This window comes from Streptomyces javensis (assembly GCF_039525925.1).
In the GTDB taxonomy this organism is placed as follows: domain Bacteria; phylum Actinomycetota; class Actinomycetes; order Streptomycetales; family Streptomycetaceae; genus Streptomyces; species Streptomyces asiaticus.
Genome location: NZ_BAAAIF010000030.1, coordinates 14,905 through 30,162 on the forward strand (window position 1 = coordinate 14,905; position 15,258 = coordinate 30,162).

At 71.5% G+C, this 15,258-nt stretch carries 12 protein-coding genes and 3 pseudogenes; 8 read left to right on the forward strand and 7 right to left on the reverse strand.

Going from position 1 to position 15,258, the window contains the following annotated elements:
- Window positions 1–11 precede the first annotated feature (11 nt).
- On the forward strand, window positions 12–1,610 hold the full coding sequence (locus ABD329_RS25125; protein ID WP_198277930.1) for a glycoside hydrolase family 13 protein: 1,599 nt from the start codon (window positions 12–14) through the stop codon (window positions 1,608–1,610).
- Between the two features lie 49 nt (window positions 1,611–1,659).
- On the opposite strand, the gene ABD329_RS25130 is transcribed toward ABD329_RS25125, so the two are convergent.
- On the reverse strand, window positions 1,660–1,872 hold the full coding sequence (locus ABD329_RS25130) for a hypothetical protein (protein ID WP_246618833.1): 213 nt from the start codon (window positions 1,870–1,872) through the stop codon (window positions 1,660–1,662).
- Between ABD329_RS25130 and ABD329_RS48285 the strand changes: the two are divergent.
- From ABD329_RS48285 to argG, 3 genes and pseudogenes are all read left to right on the forward strand, one after another.
- Window positions 1,847–1,945 (forward strand): annotated as a pseudogene (locus ABD329_RS48285) (hypothetical protein); the annotation flags it as partial. The gene ABD329_RS25130 and the pseudogene ABD329_RS48285 overlap by 26 nt on opposite strands.
- A 46-nt stretch (window positions 1,946–1,991) precedes the next feature.
- Window positions 1,992–2,609 (forward strand): annotated as a pseudogene (locus ABD329_RS25135) (discoidin domain-containing protein); the annotation flags it as partial.
- Between the two features lie 89 nt (window positions 2,610–2,698).
- Window positions 2,699–4,147 (forward strand): argininosuccinate synthase, encoded by a 1,449-nt coding sequence (gene argG / locus ABD329_RS25140; RefSeq protein ID WP_198279780.1) that lies wholly within the window; start codon window positions 2,699–2,701, stop codon window positions 4,145–4,147.
- Window positions 4,148–4,225: 78 nt separating this feature from the next.
- Here the strand turns inward: argG and ABD329_RS25145 are convergent, their stop codons facing one another.
- Both ABD329_RS25145 and ABD329_RS25150 read right to left on the reverse strand, forming a co-directional pair.
- Complete coding sequence (locus tag ABD329_RS25145; protein WP_198279785.1) at window positions 4,226–6,088, reverse strand: glycoside hydrolase family 9 protein; 1,863 nt, start codon at window positions 6,086–6,088, stop codon at window positions 4,226–4,228.
- Window positions 6,089–6,316: 228 nt separating this feature from the next.
- Entirely contained in the window at window positions 6,317–7,591 is a 1,275-nt protein-coding gene (locus ABD329_RS25150; protein ID WP_198279781.1) for a glucarate dehydratase family protein, read from the reverse strand.
- 213 nt (window positions 7,592–7,804) lie between these two features.
- On the opposite strand from ABD329_RS25150, the gene ABD329_RS25155 reads away from it, so the two are divergent.
- The gene (locus ABD329_RS25155) at window positions 7,805–9,163 is read left to right on the forward strand and encodes an MFS transporter (protein WP_198279782.1); all 1,359 of its coding nucleotides are present in this window, start codon (window positions 7,805–7,807) and stop codon (window positions 9,161–9,163) included.
- A 169-nt stretch (window positions 9,164–9,332) separates the two neighbouring features.
- On the opposite strand, the gene ABD329_RS25160 is transcribed toward ABD329_RS25155, so the two are convergent.
- Entirely contained in the window at window positions 9,333–9,653 is a 321-nt protein-coding gene (locus ABD329_RS25160) for an NIPSNAP family protein (protein ID WP_198279783.1), read from the reverse strand.
- Between the two features lie 92 nt (window positions 9,654–9,745).
- Window positions 9,746–10,714 (reverse strand): NADP-dependent oxidoreductase, encoded by a 969-nt coding sequence (locus ABD329_RS25165; RefSeq protein ID WP_425574379.1) that lies wholly within the window; start codon window positions 10,712–10,714, stop codon window positions 9,746–9,748.
- A 138-nt stretch (window positions 10,715–10,852) separates the two neighbouring features.
- Here ABD329_RS25165 and ABD329_RS25170 point away from each other — a divergent pair, with 138 nt between their 5' ends.
- Window positions 10,853–11,227: a winged helix-turn-helix transcriptional regulator gene (locus tag ABD329_RS25170; RefSeq protein ID WP_198279784.1), complete on the forward strand. Its 375-nt coding sequence runs from the start codon at window positions 10,853–10,855 to the stop codon at window positions 11,225–11,227.
- 89 nt (window positions 11,228–11,316) lie between these two features.
- Here the strand turns inward: ABD329_RS25170 and ABD329_RS25175 are convergent, their stop codons facing one another.
- Window positions 11,317–11,973, reverse strand: a complete 657-nt coding sequence (locus ABD329_RS25175) for a YceI family protein (RefSeq protein ID WP_198278386.1) — start codon at window positions 11,971–11,973, stop codon at window positions 11,317–11,319.
- A 110-nt stretch (window positions 11,974–12,083) separates the two neighbouring features.
- Here ABD329_RS25175 and ABD329_RS25180 point away from each other — a divergent pair, with 110 nt between their 5' ends.
- Both ABD329_RS25180 and ABD329_RS25185 read left to right on the forward strand, forming a co-directional pair.
- Entirely contained in the window at window positions 12,084–12,875 is a 792-nt protein-coding gene (locus tag ABD329_RS25180) for a thioesterase family protein (RefSeq protein ID WP_198278385.1), read from the forward strand.
- Window positions 12,876–13,115: 240 nt separating this feature from the next.
- Window positions 13,116–14,431: pseudogene (locus ABD329_RS25185) on the forward strand (MFS transporter); the annotation flags it as partial.
- Here ABD329_RS25185 and ABD329_RS25190 read toward each other — a convergent pair.
- Window positions 14,432–15,238, reverse strand: coding sequence for an alpha/beta fold hydrolase (locus ABD329_RS25190; protein ID WP_198278384.1), 807 nt, complete (start codon window positions 15,236–15,238; stop codon window positions 14,432–14,434).
- Between the last annotated feature and the right edge of the window lie 20 nt (window positions 15,239–15,258).

The window sequence follows — 15,258 nt, forward strand, 5'->3', positions numbered from 1 at the left end:
AGGCTCCCACCGTGGCCCAGCCCACCCCTGCCCGGACGCCGAACGACTGGTGGCGCTCCGCCGTCATCTACCAGGTGTATGTGCGCAGCTTCGCCGACGGGGACGGCGATGGCACCGGCGACCTCGCGGGTGTCCGCGCCAGGCTGCCGTACCTCGCCGAACTCGGCGTCGACGCGCTGTGGTTCAGCCCCTGGTACCAGTCGCCCATGAAGGACGGCGGCTATGACGTCGCCGACTACCGCGCCATCGATCCGGCCTTCGGCACCCTGGCCGAGGCGGAGAAGCTCATCGCCGAGGCCCGTGAGCTGGGCATCCGCACGATCGTGGACATCGTGCCGAACCATGTCTCGGACCAGCACCCCTGGTGGCGGGCCGCCCTCGCGGGCGGCGCCGAGCGCGAGCTCTTCCACATCCGCCCGGGCCGCGGCGACCACGGTGAACTGCCGCCCAACGACTGGACGTCGGAGTTCGGCGGCCCGGCGTGGACCCGGCTGCCGGACGGCCACTGGTATCTGCATCTGTTCGCCCCCGAGCAGCCGGACCTCAACTGGGCCCACCCGGCCGTGCGCCAGGAGCACGAGGAGATCCTGCGCTTCTGGTTCGAGCGGGGTGTGGCGGGGGTGCGCATCGACTCGGCCGCCCTGCTGGTCAAGGATCCCCGGCTGCCCGACTTCGTCGAGGGCCGCGATCCCCATCCGTACGTCGACCGCGATGAACTCCATGACATCTACCGCTCCTGGCGCGGCGTGGCCGACGAGTACGGCGGTGTCTTCGTCGGCGAGGTGTGGCTGCCGGACAGCGAGCGCTTCGCCCGCTATCTGCGCCCCGACGAGCTGCACACCGCCTTCAACTTCTCGTTTCTGGCCTGCCCCTGGGACGCCCGGCGGCTGCGGACGTCGATCGACGAGACGCTCGCCGAACACGCTCCGGTGGGGGCTCCGGCCACGTGGGTGCTGTGCAACCACGATGTGACCCGGACGGTGACCCGCTACGGGCGCGAGGACACCGGTTTCGACTTCGCCACCAAGGTCTTCGGCACCCCCACCGACCTCGCCCTCGGCACCCGGCGGGCACGGGCCGCCGCCCTGCTGTCACTGGCCCTGCCCGGTGCGGTCTATGTCTACCAGGGCGAGGAACTGGGCCTGCCCGAGGCCGACATCCCCCGCGACCGCATCCAGGACCCGATGCACTTCCGCTCCGGCGGCACCGACCCGGGCCGGGACGGCTGCCGGGTGCCGCTGCCGTGGGCGGCCCAGGCGCCGTACGCCGGTTTCGGCTCGCGCGAGGAGCCATGGCTGCCGCAGCCCGCGCACTGGGCGGAGTACGCGGCCGATGCGCAGACGGAGGACCCGGGCTCGATGCTCGCCCTCTACCGCGCGGCGATCCGCATCCGCCGCGCCACCCCCGGCTTCGGCGACGGGCCGCTGACCTGGCTCCCCTCGGCCGACGGCGTCCTGTCCTTCGCCCGTGACGACGGTCTGGTCTGCGTGGTCAACCTCGCGGACACCCCCGCCGAGCTGGACGGCACCTCCCGGCTTCTGCTCAGCAGCGGCCCGCTGGACGCCCGGGGCCGCCTTCCGCGGGACACGGCGGCCTGGCTGCTCCGCTGAGCCGCCACCCCCCGCACCGCGCTATCCCACCACCCCCACCACGAAGGGATCAGCACATGCACCGCAGCAGTACCGCATCGGCATCCGCCAAACGCCTGTCGGCGATCGGCGTGGCCGTCGCCCTCGCGGCCGGCACGCTCGTCACCCTGACCCCCACGGCGGCACACGCGGCCGCGGGCGCCTCCCTGCCGTTCACCTCGGCCGAGGCCGAGTCGGCCACCACCACGGGGACGAAGATCGGCCCCGACTTCACCCAGGGCACGCTCGCCTCCGAGGCGTCCGGGCGGCAGGCCGTCCGCCTCGCCGCCGGGCAGCGCGTGGAGTTCACCGCGCCACGCGCCGCCAACGCGGTGAACGTGGCCTACAGCGTGCCCGACGGCCGGGGCGGCGAAGTTCAGCGATGTCACGGCCTCCAGCGTCGGCGCGGCGGGCGTCTACAACTGCCCCTACCCGACCGGCTCCGGCACCTTCGACCTCACCGACGGCGGCGGCAACTCCGGCTGGAGCAGCACCTGGTCCGACTGCTCCAGCTGGCCCCGGCCCGGCCAGGGCAACCCGGACCCCGAGCCGGGCCGCAACCTCGCCAAGGGCCGCCCGGCCACCGCGACCGGCTCTTGGGACGTCTACACCCCCGGCAAGGCGGTCGACGGCGACGCGAACACCTACTGGGAGTCGACCAACAACGCCTTTCCGCAGGCCCTGACGGTGGACCTCGGCTCCAGCCAGGCGGTCCGCCGGCTGGTGCTGAAGCTGCCGCCGTCAGCGGCGTGGGGCGCCCGCACCCAGACGCTGTCCGTGCTGGGCAGCGCCGACGGCTCCTCGTACACGACGGTGGTGGGCTCGCAGGGCTACCGCTTCGACCCGGCGTCCGGCAACAAGGTGACCGTCGCCCTGCCCGACAGCGCCAATGTGCGCTACCTGAGGCTCAACGTCACCGGCAACACCGGCTGGCCGGCGGCCCAGGTCAGTGAGGTGGAGGCGTATCTGACCTCCTCGTGACCCCATCTTCGCGCCGGGGAGCGAGGTGTGGATCAAGGTCATCACCAGGGGCGCTTGCATGATCATGCGTAACCCTGCATACTCCTGCTGTGTCCAAAGTTCTCACCTCCCTCCCTGTCGGCGAACGCGTCGGGATCGCCTTCTCCGGCGGCCTCGACACCTCGGTAGCGGTCGCGTGGATGCGCGACAAGGGCGCGGTGCCCTGCACCTACACCGCCGACATCGGCCAGTACGACGAGCCCGACATCGCCTCGGTCCCCGGGCGCGCCACGACGTACGGCGCGGAGGTCGCCCGTCTGGTGGACTGCCGGGCGGCCCTGGTGGAGGAGGGGCTCGCGGCCCTCGCCTGCGGGGCGTTCCACATCCGCTCCGGCGGCCGCAGCTACTTCAACACCACCCCGCTCGGGCGGGCGGTCACCGGCACCCTGCTGGTGCGCGCCATGCTCGAGGACGATGTGCAGATCTGGGGCGACGGCTCCACCTTCAAGGGCAATGACATCGAGCGGTTCTACCGCTACGGCCTGCTGGCCAACCCCTCCCTGCGGATCTACAAGCCGTGGCTGGACGCCGATTTCGTCAGCGAGCTCGGCGGCCGCAAGGAGATGTCGGAGTGGCTGCTCGCCCATGACCTGCCCTACCGGGACAGCGCGGAGAAGGCGTACTCCACCGACGCCAACATCTGGGGCGCGACCCACGAGGCCAAGTCGCTCGAGCACCTCGACACCGGTATCGAGATCGTCCAGCCGATCATGGGCGTGCGGTTCTGGGACCCGTCGGTCGAGATAGCGGCCGAGGACGTCACGATCGGCTTCGAGCAGGGCCGCCCGGTGACGATCAACGGCAAGGAGTTCGCCTCCGCGGTCGATCTGGTGCTGGAGGCCAACGCCATCGGCGGACGCCACGGCATGGGCATGTCCGACCAGATCGAGAACCGCGTCATCGAGGCCAAGAGCCGGGGCATCTACGAGGCACCGGGCATGGCGCTGCTGCACGCGGCCTACGAGCGGCTGGTCAACGCGATCCACAACGAGGACACCGTCGCCACCTACCACACCGAGGGGCGCCGCCTCGGCCGGCTGATGTACGAGGGCCGCTGGCTGGACCCGCAGGCGCTGATGGTGCGCGAGTCGCTCCAGCGCTGGGTCGGCGCGGCGATCACCGGCGAGGTGACCCTGCGGCTGCGGCGCGGTGAGGACTACTCCATCCTGGACACCTCCGGACCGGCGTTCAGCTACCACCCGGACAAGCTCTCCATGGAGCGGACCGAGGACGCCGCCTTCGGTCCCGTGGACCGGATCGGCCAGCTGACCATGCGCAACCTCGACATCGCCGACTCGCGCGCCAAGCTGGAGCAGTACGCCGGTCTCGGCATGGTCGGCAGCTCGCATCCGGCGCTGATCGGCGCCGCGCAGGCGGCCTCCACCGGGCTGATCGGCGCGATGCCGCAGGGCGCCTCCGAGGCGATCGCCTCGGACGGGCATGTGTCCGGGCAGGACCAGCTGCTCGACCGCGCCGCGATGGAGTTCGGTGCCGACTGACCTCCCCGCCTGCCTGGTCCGCCGCCCCACCCGCGCCCGAGCGCGGGTGGGGCGGCGGCGTGTGACGGCCGGGCCGGGTCAGCGCACCGACTGCTCCGCCGTGCCGCCTCCCAGACCGTCGACGTACGAGGCGATCCAGGCCAGCGGGGCGTTCCAGTTGATGGTGATCTCGTTGGTGGAGAACGCCATCAGGCTGTCGGTGTAGCACATCGCCGGGGCGCAGCCCTTCAGCTTCTTCTTGGCCACCGGGTCCTGGAGCCCGGAGTTCGGGCCGCCCGCCAGCGAGCCGGGCGCCGGATGCGGCAGCCGGTGGTCGCGCTGGTGGGCCCAGAAGCGGTGGTGCTGGTTGTGCGAGTCCCGTTCGCCGTGGCCGGTGACATAGGACTGGTTGAGCGGATTGCCGCCCAGCAGGTAGTCCATGCCGCGGAGCACCGCGTCGAGGTAACGGTCCTTGCCCGTCAGGTCGTGTGCGGTGGCGAGCACGATCATGTTGTTCAGCACTTGGCTGTTGGAGCCCCACTCGTACTTGCCGTCCTTCGGCGCGTACGGCACGCCGTAGGCCGACTTCGCGGAGTCGGCGGCGTAGCGGTCGGCGGCCTTCGTCACCATCGCGCGCACCTCGGCGCGCTGCTTCGGGGTGAGCTTGTTGGGGACGGTGGCCAGGTCCAGCGCGCCGAGGCCCGCGACCTGGGCCCACGACATGCCGCCGCCGCGCGGGAAGAGCGCGCCCACGTCGCGGTGGAGCGGCGAGTCGAGCACCGCCTTGGCGTAGCCGTGGTCGCCGGTGGTGATGAACAGCTCGGCCGCGGCCCAGTAGAACTCGTCGCCGACGTAGCGGTCGCCGTAGGCACCGCCGCCCGTGGAGTCCTTGTCGCTGGCGTAGATCTTCGGATGTGCCTTGGCCGCGTCCCAGGCGGCCCGGGCCGCGTGCAGACAGCGCGCGGCGAACTCCGGGTCGTAGGACTTGAACAGCCGGGCGCTCTGCGCGGCGGACGCCGCCAGGTTGAGCGTGGCCGCGGTGGACGGCTTGTGCAGCTCGCGTTGCTGGTGGTCCTGGTCCGGCCGGGTCGGGAACCCGGTCCAGTGCTTGTCGTGCACCTTGTGGAACGCCATACCGGCGAGCGGCTTGCCCTTCGGCACCTGCATGCGCAGGAGGAAGTCCATCTCCCAGCGGGCCTCGTCCAGGATGTCCGGGACGCCGTTACCACGCTCGGGCACCCGGAGCCTGCCATCGCCCAGCGACGCGGCGTCGACGCCCTTGGTGGTGCGGGTGCGCTCGTACGCGGACATCAGCTGGGCCACCGAGATACCGCCGTTGACGACGTACTTGCCCTGGTCACCGGCGTCGTACCAGCCACCGGCGACATTCCGGCGGTAGTCGCACACGCCCTTGACGCACGGGACGTCGGTGTCGCCCCGGTGCGGGGCCGCCTTGTCATGGCCCGCGGGACGGGCGTACTTGGAGCCCACCAGATCCTTGTCGATCTTGATGCCGCTGCGGTTGTGGTAGAAGTACGCGAGCGCGTCGCTCCGCAGTGAGTCGTAGAGGTGGTCGCCGATGGCGAACGGCTCGCTCTTCTTCCCGTCGATGGTGACGGTGTACCCCTGGCCCGCGTCCGTGACCTTGCTGAAGTCGAAGGTCTGGACGTGTTGCCGGGAGCTGGGGTCGACGCCCGCGGGGGTGGTGGTGCCGCTCGCCCGCTCGGTGCCGTCGGCGGCCCGGAGCGTCCAGGTCAGCGGCTTGGTGGCGGGCGTGACGACGGTGCCCTTCTTGGGGCCGTGGGTCAGATAGCCGACCTGGTTCACCCGCACCGGCGAGCCGGTGTCGGCCTTGGGAGCGGCCGTCCCGGCGGCGTGCCGCGCGTGGTGGTCCGCGGCGCTCGCCGCGGGTGCGGCCAGGGCGCCGAGGGTCAGTCCGGCCGCGACCGCCGCGCCCACCATGCGCCGGCGGCGGCGGTCGGTCCGATCAGGGGTGATCCGTACGCGAGCAGCAGTAGCAGACAAGACTCAGCACTTCCGGGGTTCGGCGTCTCTTCCGTCCCTCAGAGGCTAAGAAGAGGCCCTGGCCTGGAGCTTCGTACGCTTAGCCGAAATCCGGGTACACCAGGTGACCGGGGCCGGCCTCCTTCAATCGAGGTATCGCGGGAGGTGAGCCGCGGTGGCGGCGGGCTACCAGCGGGCGAGGTCCGCCTGGAAGGACGGGTCGAAGCGCCGCATGTACCCGGTGTCATCGCGGTTGCGCAGTCCGCATCGGACGTACTGCTCATGCAGGCGCGCCAGGGCGTCGGGGTCCAGCTCCACACCGAGGCCGGGGGCGCCCGGCACGGGCACCGCGCCGTCCACGAAGGTCAGCGCGCCGTCCACGATCACGTCCTCGGTCTTCCACGGCCAGTGGGTGTCGCAGGCGTAGGTGAGGTTCGGAGTGGCCGCGGCGAGGTGGGTCATCGCGGCCAGGCTGATGCCCAGGTGCGAGTTGGAGTGCATGGACAGGCCCATGCCGAAGGTGTCGCAGATGCCGGAGAGCAGCTTGGAGCGGCGCAGCCCGCCCCAGTAGTGGTGGTCGGAGAGGACGACCTGGACGGCGTCGGCGGCCACCGCGGGGGCCAGCTCGTCGAAGGCGACCACGCACATGTTGGTGGCCAGCGGCATGGGGACCTCGCGGGCGACCGCGGCCATGCCGTCGATCCCGGGGGTGGGGTCCTCCAGATACTCCAGGACGCCCTCGAGCGCGCGTCCGACCTTCACCGAGGTCTCCGTCGTCCAGACGGCATTGGGGTCCAGGCGCAGCGGATGGCCGGGGAAGGCGCCGCGCAGCGCCCGGATCGCCTCGATCTCCTCCTCGGGGGGCCGGACGCCGCCCTTGAGCTTGATCGCGGTGAAGCCGTAGTCGTCCACCATCCGGCGGGCCTGGGCCACGATGGCGTCGGGGTCGAGGGCCTCGCCCCACTCGTCCGGCTCCTGGCCGGGGTGGGCGGCCCACTTGTAGAAGAGGTACGCGCTGAACGGGACGGCGGACCGCACGGCGCCGCCGAGCAGGTCGCTGACCGGGCGGCCGATGGCCTTGCCCTGGATGTCCAGGAGCGCCACCTCGAACGGGGAGGCGACGCGGTCGACGGTGCTGCTGGTGGTGATCATGCCGGTGAGCCCGGAGCCGCCGGAGCCACCCACGCGGTCGATGACCCGCTGGACGCGCTGGTGCAGCTCCTCGGTGGCGAAGGCGTCCAGCCCGACGATCTCGTGTCCGACGGCCGCCAGGCGCTCCAGATGGAGCTCGTCCGCGTAGGTCTCGCCGAGCCCGGTCAGGCCCGCGTCGGTGTGGATCTGCACGATCGAGCGGAGCGCGAAGGGCTCGTGGACGCCGACGGAGTTGAGCAGGGCCGGGTCGCGGAAGGCGACGGGGGTGAGGGTGACATCCGTGATGCGCAGGGGTGCTCCGTCAGACATCGACGTCCATTCATATGGTTGAACAGATGGTAGGTCCATGAACCCTATCAAGGGTTGCCCCGCCGATGAGCAGCCAAAACACCCGGCACAACTCATGTGATTCCGCGTGGAATTGTTGCTTCCGGAGCCATTGACCGAGGGAACGGGTGATCGTAAGGTCTGCACCCCACTGCCAGTGGATTCATGTGTGTGAACGAAGCGAGGAGAGCCGCCATGGTGAATCCCCCCGCCCCCGACCGCGAACCGGCCGCCTCCTCGGAGCTCGTCCAACGGTCCGTGACCAAGTTTCTGCGACGTGTGATGCCCATCCTGGTCATCATGCTCGTGGTCAACCAGATGGACCGCACCAACGTCGGCTTCGTCCAGGACGACCTCAAGGCCGACATCGGCATCGGGAGCGCGGCCTACGGGCTCGGTGCCGGGCTGTTCTTCATCGGCTACGCCCTGCTCGAAGTCCCCAGCAACATGCTGATGGAGCGCTTCGGCGCGCGCGTCTGGCTCACCCGGATCATGATCAGCTGGGGCGCGGTGACCGTGCTCATGTGCTTCATGACCGGGGCCACCTCCTTCTACGTCCTGCGGTTCCTGCTGGGCATCGCGGAGGCGGGGTTCTTCCCCGGGGTGATGTACTACCTCACCACCTGGCTGCCGGACTCCGCGCGCGGCCGGGCCAGCGCCATCTTCCTCGGCGGTTCCGCCACCGCCTACATCGTCACCGGCCCCATCAGCGGCGCGCTGCTGGAAATGCACGGCCTGGGCGGATTCGCCGGCTGGCGCTGGATGTTCGCGCTGGAAGGCGCCATCTCCATCAGCGTGGGCCTCGTCGCCGCCTTCTTCCTCGTCTCACGGATCAGCGACGCCCGCTGGCTGAGCGCCGAGGAGAAGGCCGCCCTCAGCACGGCGGTCGAGCGGGACCGCGAGGCGCGCAGCCGCGAGCCCCAGGTGTCCAGGCTGCGGCTGGTGGTCCACCCCCAGGTGGCGCTGCTGACCGGCGTGTTCTTCGCCATGGCGCTCACCGGATACGCGATCACCTTCTGGCTGCCGAGCCTGGTGGACGACATCGGCGGGCTCTCGTCCTTCCAGATCGGGCTGCTCACGGCCATCCCGTGGATCTGCGCGGTCATCGCGATGTACACGATGAGCCGCTACACCGACCGGGTGCCGGACCGGCGGCCCTACCTCGCCATCGTGCTGGTGCTGTCCGCCATCGGAACCTTCCTCGCCACCCTGGGCTCCCCGTGGTTCGGGCTCGCGGCCGTCACCCTGGCCGCCGTGGGCAGCAAGTGCGCCGCCAACCTCTTCTGGCCGCTGGCCCAGTCCACGCTCGACCTCAAGGTCACGGCCGCGGGGCTCGCCGTCGTCAACTCCCTCGGCAACCTCGGCGGCTTCGTTTCCCCCACCCTCTTCGGCTATCTGGAGGAGACTACGGGCAGCACCAACGGCGGCCTCTACGCACTCTCCGCGGCCTCGCTGCTCGCCACCGTCGGCGTCTACTTCATCCGCCGCGGCAGTGGCCGTGGCGGGGCCGACGAGGCCGCCGCGCCCGCTCCGGTCCGGACCGCCTCCGGGTGACCATGGCGCGGCCCCGCCCGGAACCGTGGGGCCCCGCCCGGAACCGTGTGGTTACGGGCGGGGGCCGTGTGGTTACGGGCGGCCGTGTGGTTACGGGCGGGGCCGTGTGGTTACGGGGGCCGCGGCCGTCACCGTCGTACGGCCGTCGCGTCGCTGGCGCCGGTCGCGGTCAGCGAAGCCCGGACGCGGGCGTGGGCACGGCCCGCGTGACCTGGATCTTCTCCCGGAACAGCAGTTCGTCGACCCGGGGGCCGATCTCCTGCTGCCACCGCTCGCTCTGGTAGACGGCCTCGTAGAGCCGGACCCGCTCCGCCTCGTCGGCGAAGCGCCGCAGCCACACATAGCCGTCCGGGTCCTCCTCGTCGATGAACGAGGCGATGACGTTCATCCCCTGCGCCGTCTGGAAGGGGATCACCACCTCCTCCATGAAGCTGACCCATTCCTCCCGGCGGCCGGGCCTGGTCTGGTAGCGGCGGATCTCGTAGAACATGCTCGTCTCCTGGGGCTGGTGTGCGGGTGGTGCGAAGTGGCCTCGGGCATCCGCCGTCGGGCATCCGCCGTCGGCCATCGGTCGGGGAACGGTCAGGCGCCGGTGCGGAGCACCAGCTTGCCGCGGGTGTGGCCGTCCTCCCCCTGGCGGTGGGCGCGGGCGGCCTCCTCCAGCGGGAAGACGTCCTCGACCTCGACCTCCACCGCGCCCTGGTCGATCAGTCCGGCGATGGTGGTCAGGGCGGCCCCGTCCGGCTCGACGAGGAAGGGGCTGGTGCGCACGGCGCGGGCGTCCGCGGCCTCCCGCAGCTCGGGGCTGACGCCACTGGGGACGGCCACCAGCAGTCCCCCCTTCCTGAGCACCTCCAGGGAACGGGTGCTGGTGGCGTCGTACTCCTCTCCCAGCAGGTCGATCACCACATCGACGTTCTCGACCGTGTCCTCGAAGCGCTGCCTGGTGTAGTCGATCAGCTCCGCCGCGCCGAGCCGGCCGAGCCACTCGTGGCGGCTCTCCCGGGCGGTCCCCACGACCGTTGCCCCCAGGTGGCGTGCGAACTGGACGGCGAAGTGGCCGACACCACCGGCGGCGGCGTGCACCAGAACCCGCTGACCGGCCTCCACCCTTGCGGTATCCACCAGGATCTGCCAGGCCGTCAGCGCCGCAAGCGGCACGGCGGCCGCCGCCTCATGGCTCAACGTGGCGGGCTTACGGGCGAACTGACGGGAGGGGGCCGTCACGAACTCCGCGTAGCCGCCCGCCTGACGGGGGAACCACGGCATCCCGTACACCTCGTCGCCGGGGGCCAGCGTGGTCACCCCGAACCCGACCTCCTCGACCACACCGGAGACGTCCCAGCCCAGGGTGAACGGCGGCTCGCCCAGCACGCCCGCCATACCGCCGCCCTGACGGGTCTTCCAGTCGACCGGGTTGACGCCGGCGGCGTGCACCCGCACCAGCACCTCGGTGGGCAGCGGTTCCGGCCGCGCGACCTCCGCGACGCGCAGCACCTCCGGGCCGCCGGGCGCGTCCTGCACCACCGCACGCATCATGGACCTGGACACGTGTTGCCTCCTGAGCTCATCCGTATCTCTCGCGCCCGCTCTCCGAACGCGCTCGCACGCTAACCTCAGGGACCTGGTTACCCACAAGGGACGCTGCTACCTTTTAGGTAGTACGAAGCAGCCCGGAAGGTCTCCTCCATGAGTACGCGATGCCACACGGGCCAGCACGCCCATCATGATGTGTACGAGGCCCAGTGCCCGTGCCGCGCCATGCTGGATCTGCTGGCGAACAAATGGTCGGCGCTGGCCATCGGCGCCCTGGAGGACGGCCCCCTCCGATTCGGCGCGCTACAGCGCCGGCTTCAGGGGGTCAGCCCCAAGGTGCTCACCCAGACACTGCGGCGCCTCGAGGACGCCGGGCTGGTGGAGCGGACCGTCTACCCGGCCGTTCCGCTCCATGTGGAGTACGAGCTCTCCCCCCTGGGCCACAGCGCGTCCGTTCCGCTCCGGAATCTGCGTCTGTGGGTGGAGGACAATCTGGATCTCACCACCTCGGCCGCGAAGCCGATGTGACGGCGCCGGTTCCCCTGCCGGTCGCCGCCCGGCCCCCCCCCTCAGCGCCCTCCTCGCACAGCGCGAGGGCACCCTGGTCCGGGCCCTTGTCAGGCGGTGGGGGCGGTGCGGATGGCGGCGATGTCGAACTGGAGCCGGACCTTCTCACTCACCAGGGCGCCGCCCTCGGCCAGCCTGGCGTTGTAGGTCAGCCCCCATTCGGAGCGGTTGATGGTGGTCGTGCCGTCGAAGCCCGCCCGCTGGTAACCGAAGGGGTCCGTGACATGTCCGATGTAGGTGAGCTCCAGGACGACGGGGCGGGTGACGTCCCTGATCGTGAGCTCCCCGACCATGCGGTAGACATCAGGGCCCGCGACCTCCACGGCGGTGCTGATGAACCGGATGTGCGGGAAGGATCTGGCGTCCAGGAAGTCCCGGCCCATCAAGTGGTCGTCGCGCTGCTCGACACCGGTCTGGACACTGGCGGTGGACAGCAGGACCTCGGCCCGGGAACGGCGCGGGTCACGGCCGTCGAAGTAGAGTCGGCTCTCGAACTCCGTGAAGGCGCCACGCACCGTGCTCACCATGGCGTGCCGGACGGAGAAACCGATCCGGCTGTGCGCCGGGTCGACGATCCACTCTCCGGTGAGAGCCGCGAGGCCGGGGTCCGGCAGAGCGACGGCGCTGGATGTCGCCCGAGTAGTGGGGGTCTCCGGTGCGGCGCTGGCGATCGCGCGGCGGGAGGTACTGCGGCTGAACAGGTTCATGCCACCCGTTGTTATTTCAACTTAGGGGATGACGCAACCCTTGATCAAGAGCAGATACTCAAGGATCTTGAGTAAGTGTCTGCGATGTTCCCCCCGAGGAGAAGCCCCCGTTGACGACCGACAGTTACTACGAGCCGATCGACGAGTACCGCTACAAGCCCACCTCCCATGTCAGTGGCGCCTGGAGCACCGACGAACAGCACTTCAGCCCGCTGGGCGGGCTCATCGTCCACGCCATCGACCGCCACCTCGCCACCCGTCCGCACACCGGGCTGCTGCTCAGCCGGATCAGCTTCGACATCCTCGGGCGCCTGGCTCTCGACGAGTGCGAGGTGCGGGTGGAGACCATCCGGCCCGGCCGCACCATCGAACTCCTCGAGGCCGTGGTGCTCATCGCCGACCGTCCCGTGGTCCGGGCGCGCGCCTGGCTCCTGGCCGCCGTGGACACCGCCGCCGTGGCCGGTGGCCCCGGAGACCGGCTCACCCCTCCCGAGCGGCTGGCCCCCTGGTCGATGGCCTCGCTGTGGCCCGGCGGCTACATCGCCTCCCTGGACTCCCGTCCGCTCGCACCGCGCGAGCCCGGCCGCGCGACCCTCTGGGTCTCCACCCCGCTCGACCTCGTGGCCGGGCAGACCAGCACCGCGCTGGCCTCGTACATCGCGCTCGTGGACACCGCCAACGGCATCGCCGTACGGCAGTCGCCCACCACCTGGATGTTTCCCAACGTCGACCTGACCATCCACCTCCACCGGCAGCCCGAGGGCCGCTGGACCGGGCTGGACACCACGGTCACCTTCGGCGGCACCGGGCAGGGCATCACCAGCACCGTGCTGCACGACCTGCGCGGTCCGGTCGGCCACGCCCAGCAGATCCTCACCGTCCGGCCCCTGCCCGGCACCTGATCGCGCACGGGACAGGCCGCCACCGGCGAGGTGGCGGCTCCCCCTGTACGATGAGCCCGCAAGCAACGAACCACTCTGCCTGACGCAGAGCTGGCGCGACCGCTCGGCGGCCGCGGTCCTTCAAGCCCTCCGATCGGCGCGGACCCGGTATCTACCCCGGTCCAGCGCGAGAGGACAGCTCTCGGCGCACTCCGCCACGCCGGCCCGGGTGCGCTACCAGGCGGCGGAAAGGCGTCGGCCGTGGCATCCGCGGTCTCCAGCGACACCCCTCCCCCCGTACAGCGCGTCGGCTACCGGCAACTGCTGCGCACCCCGGGCGCGTGGACCTTCCTGCTGCCCGGGTTCGCCGCCCGGCAGCCGTTCGCGATGCTGACGATCAGCATCGTGCTCCTGTTGCGCCACACCACCGGGTCGTACGGTGTCGCCGGTGCGGTCGCGGCCGTCACCGGCGTCTCCATGGCGCTGTGCGCGCCCCAGAGCGGCAAGCTCGCCGACCGCCACGGACAGCGCGCGGTCCTGGTGCCCGGTGTGCTGCTCCACGCGGCGGCCGCGGCCCTGCTGACGGCGCTCGCACTGGCCCACGCGCCACTGTGGGCGCTGATCGCCGCCGCGGTGCCCACGGGCGCCTCCGTCCCGCAGGTCGGACCCATGGTGCGGGCCCGCTGGGCGACCGCCCTCGGGGACGGCGCGCCGGGCGGATCCGGGCCGCGCCCTGGACGCCATCCGCTGCTGGCGACCGCGGCCGCGTTCGAGTCCGTGACGGACGAGCTCACGTTCGTCATCGGCCCGGTGCTCGCCACCGCCCTGAGCACCGCCGTGCACCCGGCCTCCGGCCTGATCGCGGAGGCCGCGCTGACACTGGTGGGCGGGCTGCTCTTCGCGGCACGGCGCCGTACCGCGCCACCGCCGAGCCCGGCGCGGGCGGACGCGCGGGAGCCGCACGCCTCGGCCCTGTCCGTGCCCGGCGTACGGGTCCTGGCCGTGGCCTTCCTGGGCATCGGCTCGGTGTTCGGCGGGATGCAGGTCGCCCTGACCGCCTTCACCCAGGAGCACGGTCAACCGGGCCTGAACGGTGTGCTGTACGGGGTGTTCGCGGCGGGCAACATGCTCGCGGGCGTGGCCTGCGGCGCCATCGCCTGGCGCACCTCCCCGCGCCGGCGGCTGCTGACCGCCTACGCCGCGCTGACGCTGATCTGCTCGACGCTGTGGGCGGTGTCCTCAGCCCTGCCGCTGGGCGGGCTGGGACTGCTGGCGGGCCTGTGTATCGCACCGGCGCTGATCACCGGGTACACCCTGGTGGACGCGCTGGTCCCGGCCGCCTCCCGGACGGAGGCGTTCACCTGGCTGACCGGCTCGGTCGCGCTGGGGCAGGCCGCGGCGGTGACGGCGGGCGGCCAGGTGGCGGACGGCTTCGGCGCGAGCGCCGCCTTCACCGTGCCGCTCGCGGGCACGGCCCTGGCCCTGCTGACGGTGGTGTCCCTGCGCGCCCACATCGCACCGCGCGGCACCACCACGGCGATACGCCAGGACCGGCACACCGCCGACCCCTCAGTGTGTCAGTCGGTGAGGAACGACGACACGATCGCCCCGGCCTCCGCCCGGCACTCCTCGAAGTAGCCGTGCCGGGCGCCCTCGAAGATGTGCGTCCGTGCCCGGGGAATGCGCGAGGCGAGCAGCGGTGTGTTGGCCGCCGGGGTGAGCCGGTCGTCCGCTCCGTGCAGGATCAGCGTGGGCGCGCCGATCAGCGGGAGGACGTCCCAGGCGTCGTGCTCATTGCTCGCCACCAGATGGCGCCGCCGGGCGTGCGGGGGCATGCCGGGATCGCCGAGGGTCGTATACGGCCCGGGGTGCCCGGACCGCCAGGCCGGGGTGTACATGAGGTCGATCAGCGCCTCCCTCGCCGCTGCCGCGTCGGCCTGCGCCAGGGAGCGCCGTACCGCCATGTCGCGCTCCATCGCCCGTGGCCCGCCGGGTGAGGTGCAGCCGAGGACGAGCCGCCGGATCCGCTCCGGGTGGCGGGCGGCCACCCACTGGGCGACCCGTCCGCCCATGGAGGTCCCGTACAGATCGGCGGACTCGATGCCCAGATGGTCGAGGACGGCGATCACATCGTCGGCGAAGTCCCGCGTCGCGTAGGGGTGGTCGGGCTTTCCGCTCTCCCCGGTGCCGCGCCAGTCCATGGTGAGGGTGGAGTGGGTGGCGTGGAAGTCCGCCCGTATGCCGTCCCACCAGTGGTGGTTGTTGGCCTGGCCGGCCAGGAGCACCAGCGGCGCCCCGGTGCCCTGGCGCTGGTAGGCGAGGAGGGTGCCGTCCAGTGCGCGGGCGTGGCCGCTGACCTGCTGGGGGACTTCGGTGTGTGGCATGGCTGTCTCTCGTCTCTCGG

What these genes read in the sequence shown, in the direction of transcription:
- ABD329_RS25145 (WP_198279785.1), bottom strand. Translation starts at nt 6,088, where the DNA reads ATGGTGGGCGCGGCGGTCGCGGCCGGACTGACCCTCGGCGCCCTGGCC.
- ABD329_RS25150 (WP_198279781.1), bottom strand. Translation starts at nt 7,591, where the DNA reads ATGTCTGACGGAGCACCCCTGCGCATCACGGATGTCACCCTCACCCCC.
- ABD329_RS25155 (WP_198279782.1), top strand. Translation starts at nt 7,805, where the DNA reads ATGGTGAATCCCCCCGCCCCCGACCGCGAACCGGCCGCCTCCTCGGAG.
- ABD329_RS25160 (WP_198279783.1), bottom strand. Translation starts at nt 9,653, where the DNA reads ATGTTCTACGAGATCCGCCGCTACCAGACCAGGCCCGGCCGCCGGGAG.
- ABD329_RS25170 (WP_198279784.1), top strand. Translation starts at nt 10,853, where the DNA reads ATGAGTACGCGATGCCACACGGGCCAGCACGCCCATCATGATGTGTAC.
- ABD329_RS25175 (WP_198278386.1), bottom strand. Translation starts at nt 11,973, where the DNA reads ATGAACCTGTTCAGCCGCAGTACCTCCCGCCGCGCGATCGCCAGCGCC.
- ABD329_RS25190 (WP_198278384.1), bottom strand. Translation starts at nt 15,238, where the DNA reads ATGCCACACACCGAAGTCCCCCAGCAGGTCAGCGGCCACGCCCGCGCA.